This is a genomic window from Streptomyces sp. NPDC039462, assembly GCF_055639375.1.
Genome location: NZ_JBVKAO010000008.1, coordinates 474,618 through 489,439, shown reverse-complemented (window position 1 = coordinate 489,439; position 14,822 = coordinate 474,618). Strand labels below are relative to the sequence as shown.

Annotated in this window: 15 protein-coding genes; 9 read left to right on the top strand and 6 right to left on the bottom strand. The window is 72.9% G+C overall.

The annotated features are described in order from the left end of the window. The first annotated feature begins 983 nt into the window (after positions 1-983). Positions 984-1,196 (top strand): hypothetical protein, encoded by a 213-nt coding sequence (locus ACZ7LU_RS35380; protein ID WP_398302945.1) that lies wholly within the window; start codon positions 984-986, stop codon positions 1,194-1,196. A gap of 55 nt (positions 1,197-1,251) precedes the next feature. Here the strand turns inward: ACZ7LU_RS35380 and murQ are convergent, their stop codons facing one another. Next, entirely contained in the window at positions 1,252-2,259 is a 1,008-nt protein-coding gene (gene murQ, locus ACZ7LU_RS35375; RefSeq protein ID WP_471919083.1) for an N-acetylmuramic acid 6-phosphate etherase, read from the bottom strand. A gap of 47 nt (positions 2,260-2,306) precedes the next feature. Further along, positions 2,307-3,230, bottom strand: a complete 924-nt coding sequence (locus ACZ7LU_RS35370) for a MurR/RpiR family transcriptional regulator (RefSeq protein ID WP_362999572.1) — start codon at positions 3,228-3,230, stop codon at positions 2,307-2,309. 110 nt (positions 3,231-3,340) lie between these two features. Here ACZ7LU_RS35370 and ACZ7LU_RS35365 point away from each other — a divergent pair, with 110 nt between their 5' ends. Genes ACZ7LU_RS35365 through ACZ7LU_RS35355 form a run of 3 tightly spaced genes read left to right on the top strand, consistent with a single transcriptional unit; the run spans position 3,341 to position 4,280 of the window. Further along, positions 3,341-3,697 (top strand): hypothetical protein, encoded by a 357-nt coding sequence (locus ACZ7LU_RS35365; RefSeq protein WP_398302949.1) that lies wholly within the window; start codon positions 3,341-3,343, stop codon positions 3,695-3,697. After that, on the top strand, positions 3,694-3,960 hold the full coding sequence (locus ACZ7LU_RS35360) for a DUF4031 domain-containing protein (RefSeq protein ID WP_398302951.1): 267 nt from the start codon (positions 3,694-3,696) through the stop codon (positions 3,958-3,960). The genes ACZ7LU_RS35365 and ACZ7LU_RS35360 overlap by 4 nt, the downstream gene beginning before the upstream one ends. A 17-nt stretch (positions 3,961-3,977) precedes the next feature. Continuing rightward, positions 3,978-4,280, top strand: a complete 303-nt coding sequence (locus ACZ7LU_RS35355) for an NIPSNAP family protein (RefSeq protein ID WP_398302953.1) — start codon at positions 3,978-3,980, stop codon at positions 4,278-4,280. Positions 4,281-4,291: 11 nt separating this feature from the next. Here ACZ7LU_RS35355 and ACZ7LU_RS35350 read toward each other — a convergent pair whose 3' ends face one another. After that, positions 4,292-5,368, bottom strand: coding sequence for a GNAT family N-acetyltransferase (locus tag ACZ7LU_RS35350; RefSeq protein WP_471919082.1), 1,077 nt, complete (start codon positions 5,366-5,368; stop codon positions 4,292-4,294). Positions 5,369-5,403: 35 nt separating this feature from the next. Beyond that, positions 5,404-6,084 carry an HD domain-containing protein gene (locus ACZ7LU_RS35345; RefSeq protein WP_471919081.1) on the bottom strand — a complete coding sequence of 227 codons (681 nt, stop codon included), beginning with the start codon at positions 6,082-6,084 and terminating at the stop codon, positions 5,404-5,406. Positions 6,085-6,158: 74 nt separating this feature from the next. Between ACZ7LU_RS35345 and ACZ7LU_RS35340 the strand changes: the two genes are divergently transcribed. Beyond that, positions 6,159-6,836, top strand: coding sequence for a maleylpyruvate isomerase family mycothiol-dependent enzyme (locus tag ACZ7LU_RS35340; protein ID WP_471919080.1), 678 nt, complete (start codon positions 6,159-6,161; stop codon positions 6,834-6,836). A 136-nt stretch (positions 6,837-6,972) separates the two neighbouring features. Then, positions 6,973-7,581, top strand: coding sequence for a CatB-related O-acetyltransferase (locus ACZ7LU_RS35335; protein ID WP_471919095.1), 609 nt, complete (start codon positions 6,973-6,975; stop codon positions 7,579-7,581). A 22-nt stretch (positions 7,582-7,603) separates the two neighbouring features. Here ACZ7LU_RS35335 and ACZ7LU_RS35330 read toward each other — a convergent pair whose 3' ends face one another. Continuing rightward, positions 7,604-8,581 (bottom strand): hypothetical protein, encoded by a 978-nt coding sequence (locus ACZ7LU_RS35330; RefSeq protein WP_471919079.1) that lies wholly within the window; start codon positions 8,579-8,581, stop codon positions 7,604-7,606. Between the two features lie 151 nt (positions 8,582-8,732). Here ACZ7LU_RS35330 and ACZ7LU_RS35325 point away from each other — a divergent pair, with 151 nt between their 5' ends. The 3 genes from ACZ7LU_RS35325 to ACZ7LU_RS35315 all read left to right on the top strand — a co-directional run bounded on the left by ACZ7LU_RS35325 (position 8,733) and on the right by ACZ7LU_RS35315 (position 12,536). Continuing rightward, the gene (locus tag ACZ7LU_RS35325; protein ID WP_471919078.1) at positions 8,733-11,036 is read left to right on the top strand and encodes a heavy metal translocating P-type ATPase; all 2,304 of its coding nucleotides are present in this window, start codon (positions 8,733-8,735) and stop codon (positions 11,034-11,036) included. Positions 11,037-11,172: 136 nt separating this feature from the next. Next, positions 11,173-11,877, top strand: coding sequence for a copper homeostasis protein CutC (locus ACZ7LU_RS35320; protein WP_470975140.1), 705 nt, complete (start codon positions 11,173-11,175; stop codon positions 11,875-11,877). A 50-nt stretch (positions 11,878-11,927) separates the two neighbouring features. After that, positions 11,928-12,536, top strand: coding sequence for a DUF2165 domain-containing protein (locus tag ACZ7LU_RS35315; protein ID WP_471919077.1), 609 nt, complete (start codon positions 11,928-11,930; stop codon positions 12,534-12,536). 10 nt (positions 12,537-12,546) lie between these two features. Here ACZ7LU_RS35315 and ACZ7LU_RS35310 read toward each other — a convergent pair whose 3' ends face one another. Continuing rightward, positions 12,547-14,610: a HelD family protein gene (locus ACZ7LU_RS35310; protein ID WP_471919076.1), complete on the bottom strand. Its 2,064-nt coding sequence runs from the start codon at positions 14,608-14,610 to the stop codon at positions 12,547-12,549. Positions 14,611-14,822: the final 212 nt, after the last annotated feature.

The window sequence follows — 14,822 nt, the reverse complement described above, 5'->3', positions numbered from 1 at the left end:
GTGAACGAGGAGGCCGCGCGCCCCCCTCCACGACTAATGCGCCGCCCGGCTGGGAGGGGGAGGCCGCCTGTCGGGGACCAACTTTCGCGAAGTTGTGAATGGAGGAGCCCCGCGCCCCGGCTTCACGACCAATGCGCCGCCCCGGCCGGGAGGTAGAGGCCGCCGCTCGGGGACCAACTTTGGGAAAGTTGCGAATGGGGTGACCGCGCGCCCCCTCTTCACGACTGATGCGCCGTCCCGGCCGAGGCGGGAGAGGCTGCCCCTCGGGGACCTACTTTCGCGAAGTTGCGAATGCGTTCGCCGCACGCCCCCCTGAGCAGCCCATGCGCCCCCAGCATCCGAGCCCACCGCGCCACAATCCCGCGATGACCGGCCCTGCGTGACGGCGCGCAGGGCGTGACAGGGGGGCGCGCGGCATCTCCATTCACAACTTTTCCAAAGTAGGTGCCCGACCGGACGCGATGGACCGTCCCGCGCCCGGCGATGAAGGGTGATGGCCCGGCCAGCCGGGCCGCGCCGGGCGGCCGCACCCCGAGCATGGCCCGCGCCCACGATGAGCCGGTCCGCACCCGGCCGCGAAAGCCGATGACCCGAGCGGCGAAGCCGGGAGCCGAGCCCCGACGGTGACGTCGGCGCACGTTGGGCCGGGCCGCACCCGGCGGCGAAAGGGGATGACCCATCCCAGGGATACCCGTCGGCCCCACCCCTGGCCGTCCGGGTCAAGGTCAACGTGCGGTGGAGGGGCGGGAGTCAAGGGTGGAGCGGAGCGGAATCGGCGTAGCCGACGCGCAGCGCAGCGGAGCGCCCTTTACTGCCGGCCCGGAGGCGCCACACTCCGGAAAGCCCGGGCGGCCCCGGTGACCGTCAACGTCACCGGCCCACCGAACACGGAGCGTTGTTGGAGTGCCTGTACTTTTCAGGTTACGTGCAGGTGGACACTCTGGGTGATGAGAAGGGAACACTCAGTGTGAGAGGTGGAGGTCATGGCGCTGACGGCGGAGGAACGGGTGCGGGCGGTCGAGGATGCCGTGCGGCAGTTGAAGGCGGGGCTCGCGGAGGTCGGGGTCACGTTGCCCTCGTTGCGGATCGATCCGCTGACGGCGGCGGCCGAGGGCACGCTGCCCCTGGTCGAGTTGGGGCGCTGCAACCTCGACACCGCGCTGCGGCTGGCCGCCGTACTGGAGGAGGCGCGGTGAAGGAGGAGGGGGCGGCGTCTCGGGCGCGGGTCGGGGGCCCGGCTGAGGCCGGGGGCTAGTCCGTGGTGCGGGAGTTGTCGAGGGCCGCGCGGAGGTGGCCGTCGGAGACGGTGAGGAGCCGGGCGGCAGTGGGGCCGTCGACTCCGCCGAGGATCGTGAGGATGGCGTTCTTCACCTCTCCGTCGGTGGCGGCGAGCGCGGCCTCGATCTCCTCGTCGGACGCGCCGGTGGCGAGGGCGACGATACGGCGGGAGCGGGCCCGCAGCTTCTCGTTCGACGCGCGGACGTCCACCATCAGGTTTCCGTACGTCTTGCCGAGGCGGATCATCGTGATCGTCGACAGCATGTTGAGGACGAGCTTCTGAGCCGTGCCGGCCTTGAGGCGGGTGGAGCCGGTGAGGAGTTCGGGGCCGACGACGACCTCGATGCCGTGCTCGGCGGCGGCCGCGAGCGCGCTGTCCGCGTTGCAGGAGAGGCCGATGGTGAGTGCGCCGTAGCGGGTACGGGCGTGCTCGACGGCGCCGATCGCGTACGGCGTGCGACCTGACGCGGAGATGCCGACGACGACGTCGTCCGCGGTGAGGCCGAGCCCGTCCAGGTCCTCGGCGGCCAGCTCCTTGCTGTCCTCCGCGCCCTCGACCGCCTCGACCAGGGCGCTCGGACCGCCCGCGATGAGGCCGACGACCTCGCTGGGGTCGGTGTTGAAGGTGGGCGGGCACTCGGAGGCGTCGAGCACGCCGAGCCGTCCCGCCGTGCCCGCGCCCGCGTAGACGAGGCGGCCGCCGCGGGCCATGCGCTCGGCGGTGGCGTCGATGGCGGCGGCGATGGCGGGGAGCCGCTCGGCGACGGCCGCGGGGACGGTGGCGTCCTCACCGTTCATGATCTGCGCGATCTCGGCGGTGGGCAGCCGGTCGATGCCGGAGAGCTCGGGCCGGAACGCCTCGGTGGTGAGGGTGGCCAGCTGGGCGCGGAGCTCGCCGTAGTCGTCGCCACGCTTGTGCTGGTGGTGGTGGGGGGCGCCCGTCGGGTCGGTCGCGTCGCTCGCGTCGGTGGTGGAGGTCATGGCGGCTGCGGCTCTTTCGTGTCCGGTGCGGGGGGTTGGGGGGGGTGTCAGCGGCTGGTGCCGCGCGGGCTGTGGCGGTGGGCCAGCGCCTCGTAGGACGCGGCGAGGGCGGGCGCCGCCGTCTCGTACGTCCGCTGGGCGACACCCACGAACAGACAGTCCACCACAAGGAGTTGGCTCGTGCGGGACGACATCGCGGCCGGCCGCAGCTCGCTCTCGCGGGCCGTGGAGGTGGTCAGTATGTGATCGGCGTACTGCGAGACGGCCGCGCCCGGCCGGCCGGTGATCGCGATCGTCGTGGCGCCGTGCTCGAAGGCGACGCGGAGGGGTTCGATCACGTCGCCGGTCGAACCGGAGTGGGTGATCGCGATCGCCACGTCCTTCGCGCGGAGCGTCACCGCGTTGGTGACGGCCAGGTGCGGGTCGGAGTGCGCGTGCGCGATGTGTCCGATGCGGAGCAGTTTCTGGGCGAGGTCCTGGGCGACGAGGCCCGAGGCGGCGACGCCGTAGATCTCCACGCGGCGGGCGGTGGCGAGCGCGGCGACGGCGGCGCCGAGCTGCACGGTGTCGAGCCCGGCGGCGGTGTCGGCGAGGGTCTGCTGCTCGTCGTACGCGAGCTTCGCCACGACGTCCGCGATGGGGTCGTCGACGGCGATGTCCGCGGTCACGGCGGGTGCGCGCCCCGACTGCTGCTGGGCGGCGAGACCGGCGAGCGCGAGACGCAGGTCGCGGTAGCCGGGGTAGCCGAGGAGGCGGGCGGTGCGCACGACGGTCGCCTCGCTCGTGCCCGTGAGCTCGGCGAGACCGGTGACCGTGAGGGCCGCGCAGCCCGCGGGATCGCCCGCGACGGCCTCGGCGACCCGCTGCATGGACCGGGTCATCGACGGGGCCAGCGTCCGCACCTTCGCCGCGAGGGCGGCGGGGGCGGGGGGCGCGGCGTCCGCGAAAATTTCCTTCACGTCATGGGTCACATTTGAAAGGTATTTTCGGTCAGGTGCCCGGTCAAGACCTCGTCGGCCGGGTGTCTCCCGTGCGTCCCGTCGGTTCTCCGGTGTGGTGCGGGTGGGGGGACAATGGCTGCATGGACGCGATCGACCCCTTGGAGCAGGCGTTGCACGCCGCTCGCGCACTTGTCCTCGCCGACCTGGTCGCCCGCGAGGTCGCCGAGGCCGAGGTCGTCTCGATGGTCGAGGAGTCGGTGGCGCACCGGCGCTGGTGGGTCGAGCAGTGGCCCGAGGGCGTCGACTACGTCGCGGGGCTCGTCGCCCAGGACGTCCAGGACGCACTCCTGGAGCGGTACGGACGGTGGCCGCTGTGCCCCGTGTGCGAGACGGGAGAGCCCCACGCGCTGGACGTGGAGCCGGAGTTGGGGCCCGACCCGCATTGGGTGTGCGGCAAGGCGGGCGTGGTCGTGGCGCCGGTGGGCGGCCTGACGTGAGCGTCTACATAGACCCGCCGACCTGGCCCGGGCACGGCCGCATGTGGTCCCACCTGGTCAGCGACGTCTCGTTCGAGGAACTGCACGCGTTCGCGGCACGCATCGGCTGCCCGCCGCGTGCCTTCGAACGCGACCACTACGACGTACCCGCCGAGCGCTACGAGGACGCGGTGCGCGCGGGCGCGGTGGAGATCGGCTCCAAGGAACTGGTCCGGCGGCTCACGGGCGCGGGGCTGCGGAGGCCCAAGGGACGGCCGGCCTAGTCGCTAGGGTCGGGCGCATGATCACCGTTCATCTGAAGTACGAGATCGATCCGGACCGCATCGACGACTTCGAGGAGTACGGCCGCCGCTGGGTGGACCTCGTCAACCGCTTCGGCGGCACCCACCACGGCTACTTCCTCCCGAGCGAGGGCGACAGCGACATCGCGTACGCCCTTTTCTCCTTCCCGAGCCTCGCCGCGTACGAGCAGTACCGCACCGACAGCACGACGGACCCCGAGTGCCAGGCCGCCTTCGAACTGGCGCGCCGGACGCGGTGCATCCGGCGCTACGAGCGGCGTTTTCTGCGGCCCTTGGAGTGACCAGCCGAGCCTCAGGACCGTTGCAGGCCGTACGCGTGGTTCGTGTCGCGGTCTGCCAGCCTGACGTAGCCGGCGCCGGTCGCCACCCGCTGGGACGGGGCGTTGTCGGGGGCGGTCACCGCGAGGAGGGACGTCACCTCGGGGTGGGTCAGGGCCCAGTCGGAGAGGGCGCGCAGTGCCTGTGTGGCGTAACCGTGGCCGCGTGCCGCCTCCACCAGGTCGTAGCCGACCTCGACGCAGCCGTTGTCGTCCGGCGGGCCGTGGAAGCCCATGCCGCCGACGGCCAGCTCGTCGGCGGTGCGGACCAGCGCGTACATGCCCCAGCCGGGGCGGAGCACCCCGGCGGCGTACGCCTTCGTGAGCATGCCCGCGGCCCTGCGTGTGCCGTCGAAGGGGGCGCCGTCCAGCCAGGTCAGTCCGCCGGTGCCGCCGTCGGCGAGATCCGCGGCGGCCGCGGGCGTCACCTCGCGCAGGGCGACGGGTCCCGCGGGGAGCGAGTGCGGGTTGTGCCAGCGCCACTGCGTGACGGGGGCGCGGCCCGGCAGGGTGCCGCGGCCCGTGGCTCCCAGCAGGGTCGTCCAGGGGGTGGTGCCCGCGAGGGCCGGCGGCACGTGCGGGAAGAGGTGCGCGAGGACCGACGCGCACAGCTCGGCGGGCGGTTCCGCGTCGACGCCGAGCGTGTGGGCGATGTCGTACGTGTGGAGCAGGACCTCCGCGACGGCCATCGCGGCGAAGCCCGTCGCGTCGGCGGCGCCAGAGGGGTAGGGGTGGTAGGCGCGGACGCCGCGGGGCGTCGCGCGGACCACGGCGGACAGGATGGCTCCCGCCGCCTCGATCGCCCGGATCGCGCCTTCGGGGCCCGTGCCCTCGTCGAGGGTCGTCTCGAAGGGGACGTAGCCGTCCGTGGCGCGGCCCGTCAGCTGGCCCGCGTACGCGATGTGGCAGCCCGCGATGTGTTCCGCCGTCTGGAGGCAGCTCCAGTCGAGGTCATCCGCCTTGGCACGCCAGTCGCGGTCCGCCGCCGCGCGCAGCACCCCGGCCGCGTGCGCGACGGCCTCGTCGATCCGGTCCCCACCCATGAGAAGCATGCGGCAGAGAGTACGGGAGTGGCACCGGAAGGGCCTCAGGTTTCCAGCAGGGCCAGTTCCGTCGCCAGGTTCTCGCGGGCCGGTGCCTCCCAGTTGGCCGCCCCGTACGGCGTCCTGAAGAGGCGCGGGAGCGCCATGAGCCGGCGCAGCACGTCGGCCCTGCCCCGGCGGAACGCCTCGTCCGGCACGAAGCCGTACTCCTCGCGGACGGCGGCCGCGTAGGCGGCGTACGCGTCGGGGGAGGCCGCGAGGATCGCCAGGTCGGCGTCGCACAGCGCCTCGCCGTTGTGGTCGCCGTCGGCCGGGTCGTGCGTGACGGTGAGGCGGACCAGGCGCGCCACTTCGGCGGTCCGGTCGGCCGGCAGGCCCGCTTCGGTGAGGGCGCGCTCGGCGAGGCGGGCGGAGCGCTCCTCGTTCTCCGAGCGGTCGGGTGCGTACACCGCGTCGTGGAACCACGCCGCGAGGCGTACGAGGTCGGGGTCGTCGGCGTGGTCCTCCAGCACGTCGATGTGGTCAAGGACCGCCGCCAGATGGTCGGTGGTGTGGTACCTGCGCTGCGGCTCGGCCCAGCGGGCGAGGAGGCGTTCCGCGTAGGGGGCGGGGTCGGGGGTGCCCTCGCCGGGGTGCGGGGTGCCCTCGCCGGGGTGCGGGGTGTCCTCGCCGGCGCGGAGCAGGGCGGCGGCCCAGCGGGCGTGGAGGTCCTTTTCGTCGGCCATGCCGCGACTCTAGTTCGCCTTCTACCCGTGGGGGGTATGTTGCCATGTGGGGCCGCAGGCTGTTGGCTGCCGCCATGGCCACCATCGAAGAGAGCTACGAACCCGACCGCGCGGGACGCCTCCTGCGTACCGAACGCGACGCCCTCATACCGCTGTTGAGGGCCGCCCCCGACACGGCGTACGAGATCCGCACCTGCTGTCCGGGCTGGACCGTGCGGCATGTGCTCGCGCACTGCGGCTCCGCGCTGATGCGGGTGGTGGAGGGCCGGTTCGAGGAGGGCGTGTACTCGCCCGAGAGCAACGAACGCGACATCGCCGAGCGCGCCGACTGGTCCAACTCCCGTGTCGTGGACGAGCTGGAGCGTGGCATGACGGAGGCCGGGCCGGTGCTCGCCGCGGCCAAGGGGCTCCTGGACGGGGTGGCGCTCGGCGAGTGGGTGCACGCCGGTGACGTACGGGAGGCGTGGGGGAAGCCGGGTGCGTACGGCGGTGAGGGGCTGGCGGACGCGCTGCCCCTGCTCGAACAGTTCAGCAGGTCGGCGCATGCCGCCGCCGCGCTGCCGCCGCTGCACGCGGACGTCGACGGCCTGGACGAGCCGCTGACCCTGGGCGTCACCGACGGCAAGCGGCCGCCCGCCCGCTACATCGGTGACGCGCCGACGCTGGTCCGGCTGTGCACGGGACGGCCGCTGACGGGCACGCGGTACGAGCTGGTGGGCGTCACCGAAAAGGAGTTGTGCCTCTTCGGGTGACGGGGATCATGGAGGGATGGCCTCCGACACCTCCGGCGCTTCCGACACCCCCGGCGCTTCCGCCACCCCCGGCACCCCCGCCGCAGCCGGCTCCGGCGCACCTCTCGTCCCCGCCGATCCGAACGTGCTGCATCCCATGCCGGGCCAGGAGCGTGTGGTGCTGCTCAAGCCGCTCGTGACGTCACCGCTCATCGAGGTCGGGGACTTCACGTACTACGACGACCCCGATGACCCGACCGCCTTCGAGACGCGGAACGTGCTCTATCACTACGGGCCCGAGCGGCTGGTCATCGGGAAGTACTGCGCGCTGGGCGAGGGCGTCCGGTTCATCATGAACGGCGCCAACCACCGGATGGACGGGGCCTCCACGTTCCCCTTCCCGATCATGGGCGGGTCCTGGAGCGAGCACTTCGACCTGATCTCCGGGCTGCCGGGACGCGGCGACACGGTCGTCGGCAACGACGTCTGGTTCGGCTACCGCTCGACCGTCATGCCGGGCGTGCGCATCGGGCACGGCGCGATCATCGCGTCGGGGGCCGTGGTCGTCGACGACGTGCCCGACTACGGCATCGTCGGCGGCAACCCGGCGAAGCTCATCCGGCGGCGCTTCGGTGCCGACGACATCGCCCGGCTGCTCGAACTCGCCTGGTGGGACTGGCCTCTCGACCATCTGACCGCGCACGTCAGGGCCGTCATGTCGGGCTCGGTGGACGATCTTGCGGCGGTGGCGCCGACCGCCGCCTGAGCCGCGCCCGGCCCCGAAGCCGTCAGTGCCCGTGGCCGCCGCCCTTCTCCGGCTCACGGGGCTCGGCGTGCGCGCCGCCGCCCGCGTGCACCGTGAACTCCGCCGTGCGGACCTTCCCCTCGTGCTTGAAGTCGAGGAACAGGCGGTACGCGCCCTTGCTCGGCGCCGCCGTGCCGAAGGAGATGCCGGGGCCAGCCTTCGTCCGCCCGTCGCCGGGCGCGCCGTTCGGGTGGACGTGGAGGTAGGCGAGGTCGCCCGCCCGCAGCGCCACGAGGTGGCCGTACGCCCCCAGGTAGGGCTGTAGATCGGTCACCGGCCTGCCGTTCTTCGCCACGCTCAGCGTGAGGTCGCCGCCCGCGCCCGTCTTCAACTCGCCCTTCAGCTCGACGTCGTAGCCGTCGACCTTCGCGGTGGTGCGGTGCCCGGGCAGTTCCTTCGGGTCGTACGAGCCCGCCACGCCGAGGTCCGCGCCCAGCGTCAGGCCCTCCTTCGCGCCCTCGGGGCGGAAGTCGGCGAAGACGCGGTAGCCGCCCGCCTCGGGCAGTTCGACCTTCGTCGACCAGGTGCCGTCGGCCGCGCGGGCCGGGTGCAGATGGCGGTAGGTGGTCAGGTCGCGTGAGGCGACGATGAGGTGCAGCTCCTTGTCGTGCTCCTTCCGGTACGCGGTGACGTTCCGGCCCGAGGAGTCCTTGACGACGGCGAAGCGGAGCTCCTGCGGCCGGCCCGCGTCGATGCGGGGCGTCTCGAGGTCGAGCGTGTAGCCGCGATCGGAGACCTGCAGGCCGCCGGGGACCGCCCCGCCGTGCCCTTCGGGCTCTCCCGTGCCCTCCTTCTCGCCGTTCGGCTGCTTCTCCTTGTGCGGGTCGCCGTCGTGCTGCCCGTGCCGGGCGGTCGGCGCCTTGTCGGTGACGGGGTCGATGCCCGTTCCCACGCCGTACGCGGTGCCGAAGGTCGCGGCGACGGCGGCGGCGAATGCGGTGATCTTCAGTCCGGAGTTCATGACACCGAAGATACCCCCCTGGGGTATGAAGTCAAGCGGGTGGAGCGGGGGAGGAACCTCTTGCATTTGATACCCCCCAGGGGTATACATGGACTCGTCACCGGTACCCGCCCCGGGTATCGGGACCCCGACGCGTACAGGAGCCCGAGACATGGCCACCACCACATCCGGTGCCGCCGAGACGGCGGCGCCCGCCGCAGAGGTCGAACTCGCCATCGGTGGCATGACCTGCGCCTCCTGCGCGGCTCGGATCGAGAAGAAGCTCAACCGCATGGACGGCGTCGAGGCGACCGTCAACTACGCCACCGAGAAGGCCAAGGTCAGCTACCGCGGCGAGGACGTCTCCGTACAGGACCTGATCGCGACCGTCGAGGCCACCGGCTACACCGCGCAGGAGCCCGCCCCGGCCCGCACCGAGTCCGGCGCGCCGGACGGCGACGGCGACGGCGGCGAGGAGCAGGCCGCCGCCGACGAGCTGCGGCCCCTGCGCCAGCGCCTGATCACCGCGGCGCTGCTCTCCGTGCCCGTCATCGCCATGGCGATGGTCCCGGCGCTCCAGTTCGAGTACTGGCAGTGGCTCTCGCTGACGCTCGCCGCCCCCGTCGTCACGTACGCGGCCTGGCCCTTCCACAAGGCGGCGTACACCAACGCCCGGCACGGCGCGGCCACCATGGACACGCTGATCTCGGTCGGCACGTCGGCGGCGTTCCTCTGGTCCCTGTGGGCGCTGTTCTTCGGGACGGCCGGTACGCCCGGCATGACGCACCCCTTCGAGCTGACCATCGCCCGCAGCGACGGCGCGGGGAACATCTATCTGGAGGCCGCGGCCGGAGTGACCGCGTTCATCCTCGCCGGGCGGTACTTCGAGGCCCGCTCCAAGCGGAAGGCGGGCGCCGCCCTGAAGGCGCTGCTCCAGCTCGGCGCCAAGGACGTCACCGTGCTGCGCGACGGCGGGCGTGAGGAGACCGTCCCGGTCGGCGAGTTGAAGGCCGGGGACCGCTTCCTCGTACGGCCCGGCGAGAAGATCGCCACGGACGGCAAGGTCGTCGAGGGCTCCTCGGCCGTCGACGCGTCCATGCTCACCGGCGAGTCCGTGCCCGTGGAGGTCGGTGAGGGCGACTCCGTCACCGGCGCCACCCTCAACGTCGGCGGCCGCCTCGTCGTCGAGGCCACCCGCGTCGGCGCCGACACCCAGCTCGCCCGCATGGCCAGGCTCGTCGAGGACGCGCAGAACGGCAAGGCCGCCGCCCAGCGCCTCGCCGACAAGATCTCCGCGGTGTTCGTGCCGGTCGTCATCGGCCTGGCGCTCGCCACGCTCGGCTTCTGGCTCGGCAACGGCGCCGGTCTGACCGCCGCCTTCACCGCCGCCGTCGCCGTACTGATCATCGCCTGCCCGTGCGCCCTGGGCCTCGCCACGCCGACCGCCCTCATGGTCGGCACCGGGCGCGGCGCCCAGCTCGGCATCCTGATCAAGGGCCCGGAGGTCCTGGAGTCCACCCGCAAGGTCGACACCATCGTCCTGGACAAGACCGGCACCGTCACCACCGGCAAGATGACCCTGCTCGCCACCCACACCGCCGACAACGCCACCGAGGCCGAAGTGCTGCGGCTGGCCGGCGCCCTGGAGCACTCCTCCGAGCACCCCATCGCCCGGGCCGTCGCCGCCGGCGCCACCGCCTCGGCGGGCGAGCTGCCCACCCCGGAGGACTTCGCGAACGTCGCGGGCCTCGGCGTCCAGGGTGTGGTGGAGGGCCACGCGGTCCTGGTCGGCCGCGAGCAGCTGCTCCACGAGTGGGCGATCCGGCTGCCCGTGGAGCTGGAGCGCGCCAAGGCCGAGGCCGAGGCGGCGGGACGTACCGCCATCGCGGTCGCCTGGGACGGCGAGGCCCGCGCGGTCCTGGAGGTCGCCGACGCCGTCAAGGACACCAGCGCCGAGGCCATCGGGCGGCTGCGCGCGCTCGGCCTGACCCCGATCCTGCTGACCGGCGACAACAAGGCCGTCGCCGATTCGGTCGCCGCGGAGGTCGGCATCGCGCCCGAGCACGTGATCGCCGAGGTCATGCCGCAGGACAAGGTCGACGTGGTCAAGCGGCTGCAGGCCGAGGGCAAGTCGGTCGCCATGGTCGGCGACGGCGTGAACGACGCGGCGGCGCTGGCCCAGGCCGACCTGGGCCTCGCGATGGGCACCGGCACGGACGCCGCGATCGAGGCGGGCGACCTCACTCTCGTACGAGGAGACCTGCGGGCGGCGGCCGACGCGATCAGGCTCTCCCGCCGCACCCTCGGTACGATCAGGTCGAACCTGTTCTGGGCCTTCGCCTACAACGTCGGCGCGCTGCCGCTGGCCGCCGCAGGACTGCTCAACCCGATGATCGCGGGCGCGGCCATGGCGTTCTCGTCGGTCTTCGTGGTCGGCAACAGCCTGCGCCTGCGGGGGTTCAAGCCGCTGGCCTGACCGCCGGCCTGACGTTCCTTCCCGCAGGTTTCCCGCACCCCGGCGTGAGCGACTCGGCTCGCGCCGGGGTGTTCTGCGCGTAGGCTGGTAATTGGACTAGACCTATGCGGGCAGCGAGCAGAAGGAAGAGACATCCATGAGCAAGCGTGCAGTCCTGGAGGTGATCGCCCTCGACACCGAGGACGCCGTCGCCGCCCAGGCCGGCGGAGCGGACCGCCTGGAGCTGGTGACCGACATGGCCGCGGACGGCCTCACCCCGTCCCGCGAGACCTTCGCCGCGATCCGCTCCGCCGTCGACATCCCGCTGCGCGTCATGCTCAGGCTGGCCGACGGATTCGCCGCGGGCGACGTCGACGAACTGCTGCGCCGCGCCCACGAGCTTCGGAGCGAGGGCGCCGACGAGTTCGTGCTCGGCTTCCTCGACGAGGCGGGCGGCCCCGACCTGCCCGCCGTCGAAGCGCTGGCGGGCGCCCTCGACGGCTGCCGCTGGACCTTCCACCGGGCCATCGACCGGGCCGCCGACCGCGACGCCCTGCGCAAGCAGCTCGCCGACCTGCCCGGACTCGACACCTACCTCACCGCGGGCGCCGCGACCGGCGTCGACGACGGCCTGCCGACCCTGCTCGCCGAGGCGGCCCGGCGCGGCGAACCGGGATACGGGCCGCAGCTGCTCATCGGCGGCGGCCTCCGCCTCGACCACCTGCCGCGCCTGACGGGGGCCGGCGTCGACGCCTTCCACATCGGCGGCGCCGCCCGGCCCGACGGCTGGTCGGCGCCGGTGTCCGCCGCGGCGGTCGCGGAGTGGCGGGCCGCGCTGGACTCCGGGTCGTTCACCGGTTGATCGTTTCTCCGCGGGACGCGATAGAACTGGTTCGACACGGAGGGGACCTCATGCCGACACCAGCAGAAAAGACGCGTCCCGCGGAGCGCATACTCGCGGCCGGGACGCTGCCCGTCGCCGCGACGCTGCTCACGGGGACGGTCGCGCTCTACATCGCGCTCGTCGCGTTCGGGAACATCACGGACTTCGACACCAACCGGCAATTCGTACGCCATGTCCTCGCGATGGACACCACCTTCAAGGACAACGGCCTCAAGTGGCGCGCGGTGGAATCCACCGCGCTCCAGGACGCGGCGTATGTCGGGATCATCGCCTGGGAGACCCTGGCCGCGCTGGTCCTCGGCACGTCGACGGTCCTGTGGGCCCGCGCCCTGCGCCGGCCCCAGGGCCCGCGCAGGGCCGAGGGCTTCCACCGGGCCCGGCGCACGGGCAGCATCGGCCTGCTGATGATCCTCGTCCTCTTCGGCGTCGGCTTCATCGGGATCGGCGGCGAGTGGTTCGCCATGTGGCAGTCGGACGCCTGGAACGGGCTGGACGCGGCGACACGGGTGATCACGCTCACGGGAATCGTCCTGATCGTCACGCACTTGCCGTCCGCCACCGCTCCGGCATCCGCCGGGACACCCGCGGACCCGGCGGACGACCCCAAGGGCCCCTAGGCCCTAGGCGCTAGGCGAGCTGCTTGGGCAGATCGTCCGCGTGGACGACGATCAGGCCCGACACGGCACGGGTCAGTGCCACGTAGAGGCGGCGCAGGCCCGTGCGTTCGTCGGGCTCGCCGTCGACGACGGCGGCCGGCTCGTCGAGTACCACGTAGTCGTACTCGAGCCCCTTCGCGAGGGACGCGGGCACCAGCGTGAGGCGGGTGTCCGGCGTCGTCTCCTCGCCGGGGGAGAGGTACGTGATCCCGGCCGCCGCCAACGCCCCGGCGAGCGACGGAATCCGGGCGTCCGCGGCGATGAGGCCGATGGAGCCCTCCTGCCGCAACGACTCCGCGCACGCCTCCAGGCAGGCCGCGTCCAGCCCCTCGACACCCGCACCATCGTCCACCCGGCGCACCGCCAGCGAACCCGGCGCCTCACGCACCGAGTCGACCGCCGTGAGACCCGGCGCGATGTCCGGCAGCAGCCGCGACGCGTACGCGATGACCTCGCGCGGCACGCGGAAACCGGCCGTCAGCTCCTCCACGACGGCACCGTCCTTGCCGAGATGCCGCAGCGCCTCGTCCCAACTCCGCGTCGCCCACGGCGTGGTGCCCTGCGCGAGATCGCCGAGGACGGTCGCCGAACCCGTCGTGCAGCGCCGGCCCACCGCGCGGTACTGCATGGGGGAGAGGTCCTGCGCCTCGTCGAGCACGACATGCCCGAGGGAGTGGGTCCGGGAGACCAGGTCGGTGGCCTCGTCGATCAGTACGGCGTCGGCGGCGGTCCACTTGGCGGACTTGACGCTTCGCGCGGGCTTCGCCCAGAGAACGGCCTTCTGCTCCTCCTCGCTCAGGATCCCCCCGGCGTGCGCGGCGAGGAAGTCGGCGTCCGACAGCAGCCGCAGCACGAGCTTCGCGGGATCGACGGGCGGCCAGACGGCCTTGACCGCCGCCTTCACCGCGGCGTTGCGGGCGACGGCGTCCTGCACGCGGTCGTCCGGCGCCTCGCCCGCCTGCTCCATGCGGACGAGCACGGCATGCGCGATGCGCTGCGGAAGTGCGTCCCGGGCGGCCCCGTACCGGATGTCCCGCGCGAGCAACTCACCGACGATCTCTTCGAGTTCATACGCGGGGACACGCCACCTGCGCGACCCGCGCACGACGACGACCGGCTCAGTGGGCATGGTGACGTGCGACCGCACCGCCTTGCGCAGCACCTCCGCCATGCGGGCGTCGCCCTTGACGAGGGCGGCGGCCGGCTCGTCCGTGCCGCGCACCTCCACGTGGGCGACGAGGTCGTCGACGGTGGCCTGCTTGACCTCCAACTCGCCGAGCGCGGGCAGGACCTGCTCGATGTAGTGCAGGAAGGAGGCGTTCGGCCCGATGACGAGGGTGCCGGTGCGGGCCAGCCGCTCCCGGTGCGCGTACAGCAGGTAGGCGACCCGGTGCAGTCCGACGGCGGTCTTCCCGGTCCCCGGCCCGCCCTGCACACAGACGCTCCCGCTCAGCCCGCTCCGCACGATTTCGTCCTGCTCGGGCTGAATGGTGGCGACGATGTCCCGCATCGGCCCGACGCGCGGCCGCTCGATCTCGCGCTGGAGCAGCTCGCTGGTCCGCTCGGCCTCGCCCGGGTCGCTGAGGTGCTCGTCCTCGTACGCGGTGAGGTCGCCGCCGGTGTAGCCGAAGCGGCGGCGCAGCGCGATGTCCATCGGGTCCTTCTTGGAGGCCCGGTAGAACGGCTGGGAGACCGGCGCGCGCCAGTCGATGACCATCGGGTCCCCGCCGGCGTCGTGCACGTGCCGCCGCCCGATGTAGAACTGCTCGCCCTCGGCGCCCTCCGCCTGCTCGGCGCCGGGCGCGTGCAGATAGTCGAGCCGCCCGAAGAAGAGTGGGGTGTGGGCGAGATCGGCGAGCGACTTGATCCGTTCGTCGAGCTGCCGCTCCAGGACCGTGGCGTTCACCCAGTTCGCGGTGACGTCACGGATGTCGAGGGCCTCGGCGTCCTCACGCATGGCGCGCAGGGCGGCACGGGACGCGGCGAGGTGGCCGCGCTCCCGGGCGAGGGGGTCGGGTTCGGCGTGCGCGTGCACGGGGTGCCTCCGGCGGTTCAGCGGTGTCGTGGTGCTGGCTCATCGGGCTGCCATCCGGTTTCCGTCCGGACGGCGGCACTCCGCGCGGGAGGCCGGGGAAGAGGGCATCTTAGGCCCCCCTTGATTGCCCCTGCCAACGACTTTTTCCCCGACGGCCCCTCAAGGGCGGGACCGCCCTCCCCTCAAGGGTGGGGGCGCCCGCTCAGGGGCGC

What these genes read in the sequence shown, in the direction of transcription:
- ACZ7LU_RS35380 (WP_398302945.1), top strand. Translation starts at nt 984, where the DNA reads ATGGCGCTGACGGCGGAGGAACGGGTGCGGGCGGTCGAGGATGCCGTG.
- murQ (WP_471919083.1), bottom strand. Translation starts at nt 2,259, where the DNA reads ATGACCTCCACCACCGACGCGAGCGACGCGACCGACCCGACGGGCGCC.
- ACZ7LU_RS35365 (WP_398302949.1), top strand. Translation starts at nt 3,341, where the DNA reads ATGGACGCGATCGACCCCTTGGAGCAGGCGTTGCACGCCGCTCGCGCA.
- ACZ7LU_RS35355 (WP_398302953.1), top strand. Translation starts at nt 3,978, where the DNA reads ATGATCACCGTTCATCTGAAGTACGAGATCGATCCGGACCGCATCGAC.
- ACZ7LU_RS35350 (WP_471919082.1), bottom strand. Translation starts at nt 5,368, where the DNA reads ATGCTTCTCATGGGTGGGGACCGGATCGACGAGGCCGTCGCGCACGCG.
- ACZ7LU_RS35345 (WP_471919081.1), bottom strand. Translation starts at nt 6,084, where the DNA reads ATGGCCGACGAAAAGGACCTCCACGCCCGCTGGGCCGCCGCCCTGCTC.
- ACZ7LU_RS35340 (WP_471919080.1), top strand. Translation starts at nt 6,159, where the DNA reads ATGGCCACCATCGAAGAGAGCTACGAACCCGACCGCGCGGGACGCCTC.
- ACZ7LU_RS35335 (WP_471919095.1), top strand. Translation starts at nt 6,973, where the DNA reads ATGCCGGGCCAGGAGCGTGTGGTGCTGCTCAAGCCGCTCGTGACGTCA.
- ACZ7LU_RS35330 (WP_471919079.1), bottom strand. Translation starts at nt 8,581, where the DNA reads ATGAACTCCGGACTGAAGATCACCGCATTCGCCGCCGCCGTCGCCGCG.
- ACZ7LU_RS35325 (WP_471919078.1), top strand. Translation starts at nt 8,733, where the DNA reads ATGGCCACCACCACATCCGGTGCCGCCGAGACGGCGGCGCCCGCCGCA.
- ACZ7LU_RS35320 (WP_470975140.1), top strand. Translation starts at nt 11,173, where the DNA reads ATGAGCAAGCGTGCAGTCCTGGAGGTGATCGCCCTCGACACCGAGGAC.
- ACZ7LU_RS35315 (WP_471919077.1), top strand. Translation starts at nt 11,928, where the DNA reads ATGCCGACACCAGCAGAAAAGACGCGTCCCGCGGAGCGCATACTCGCG.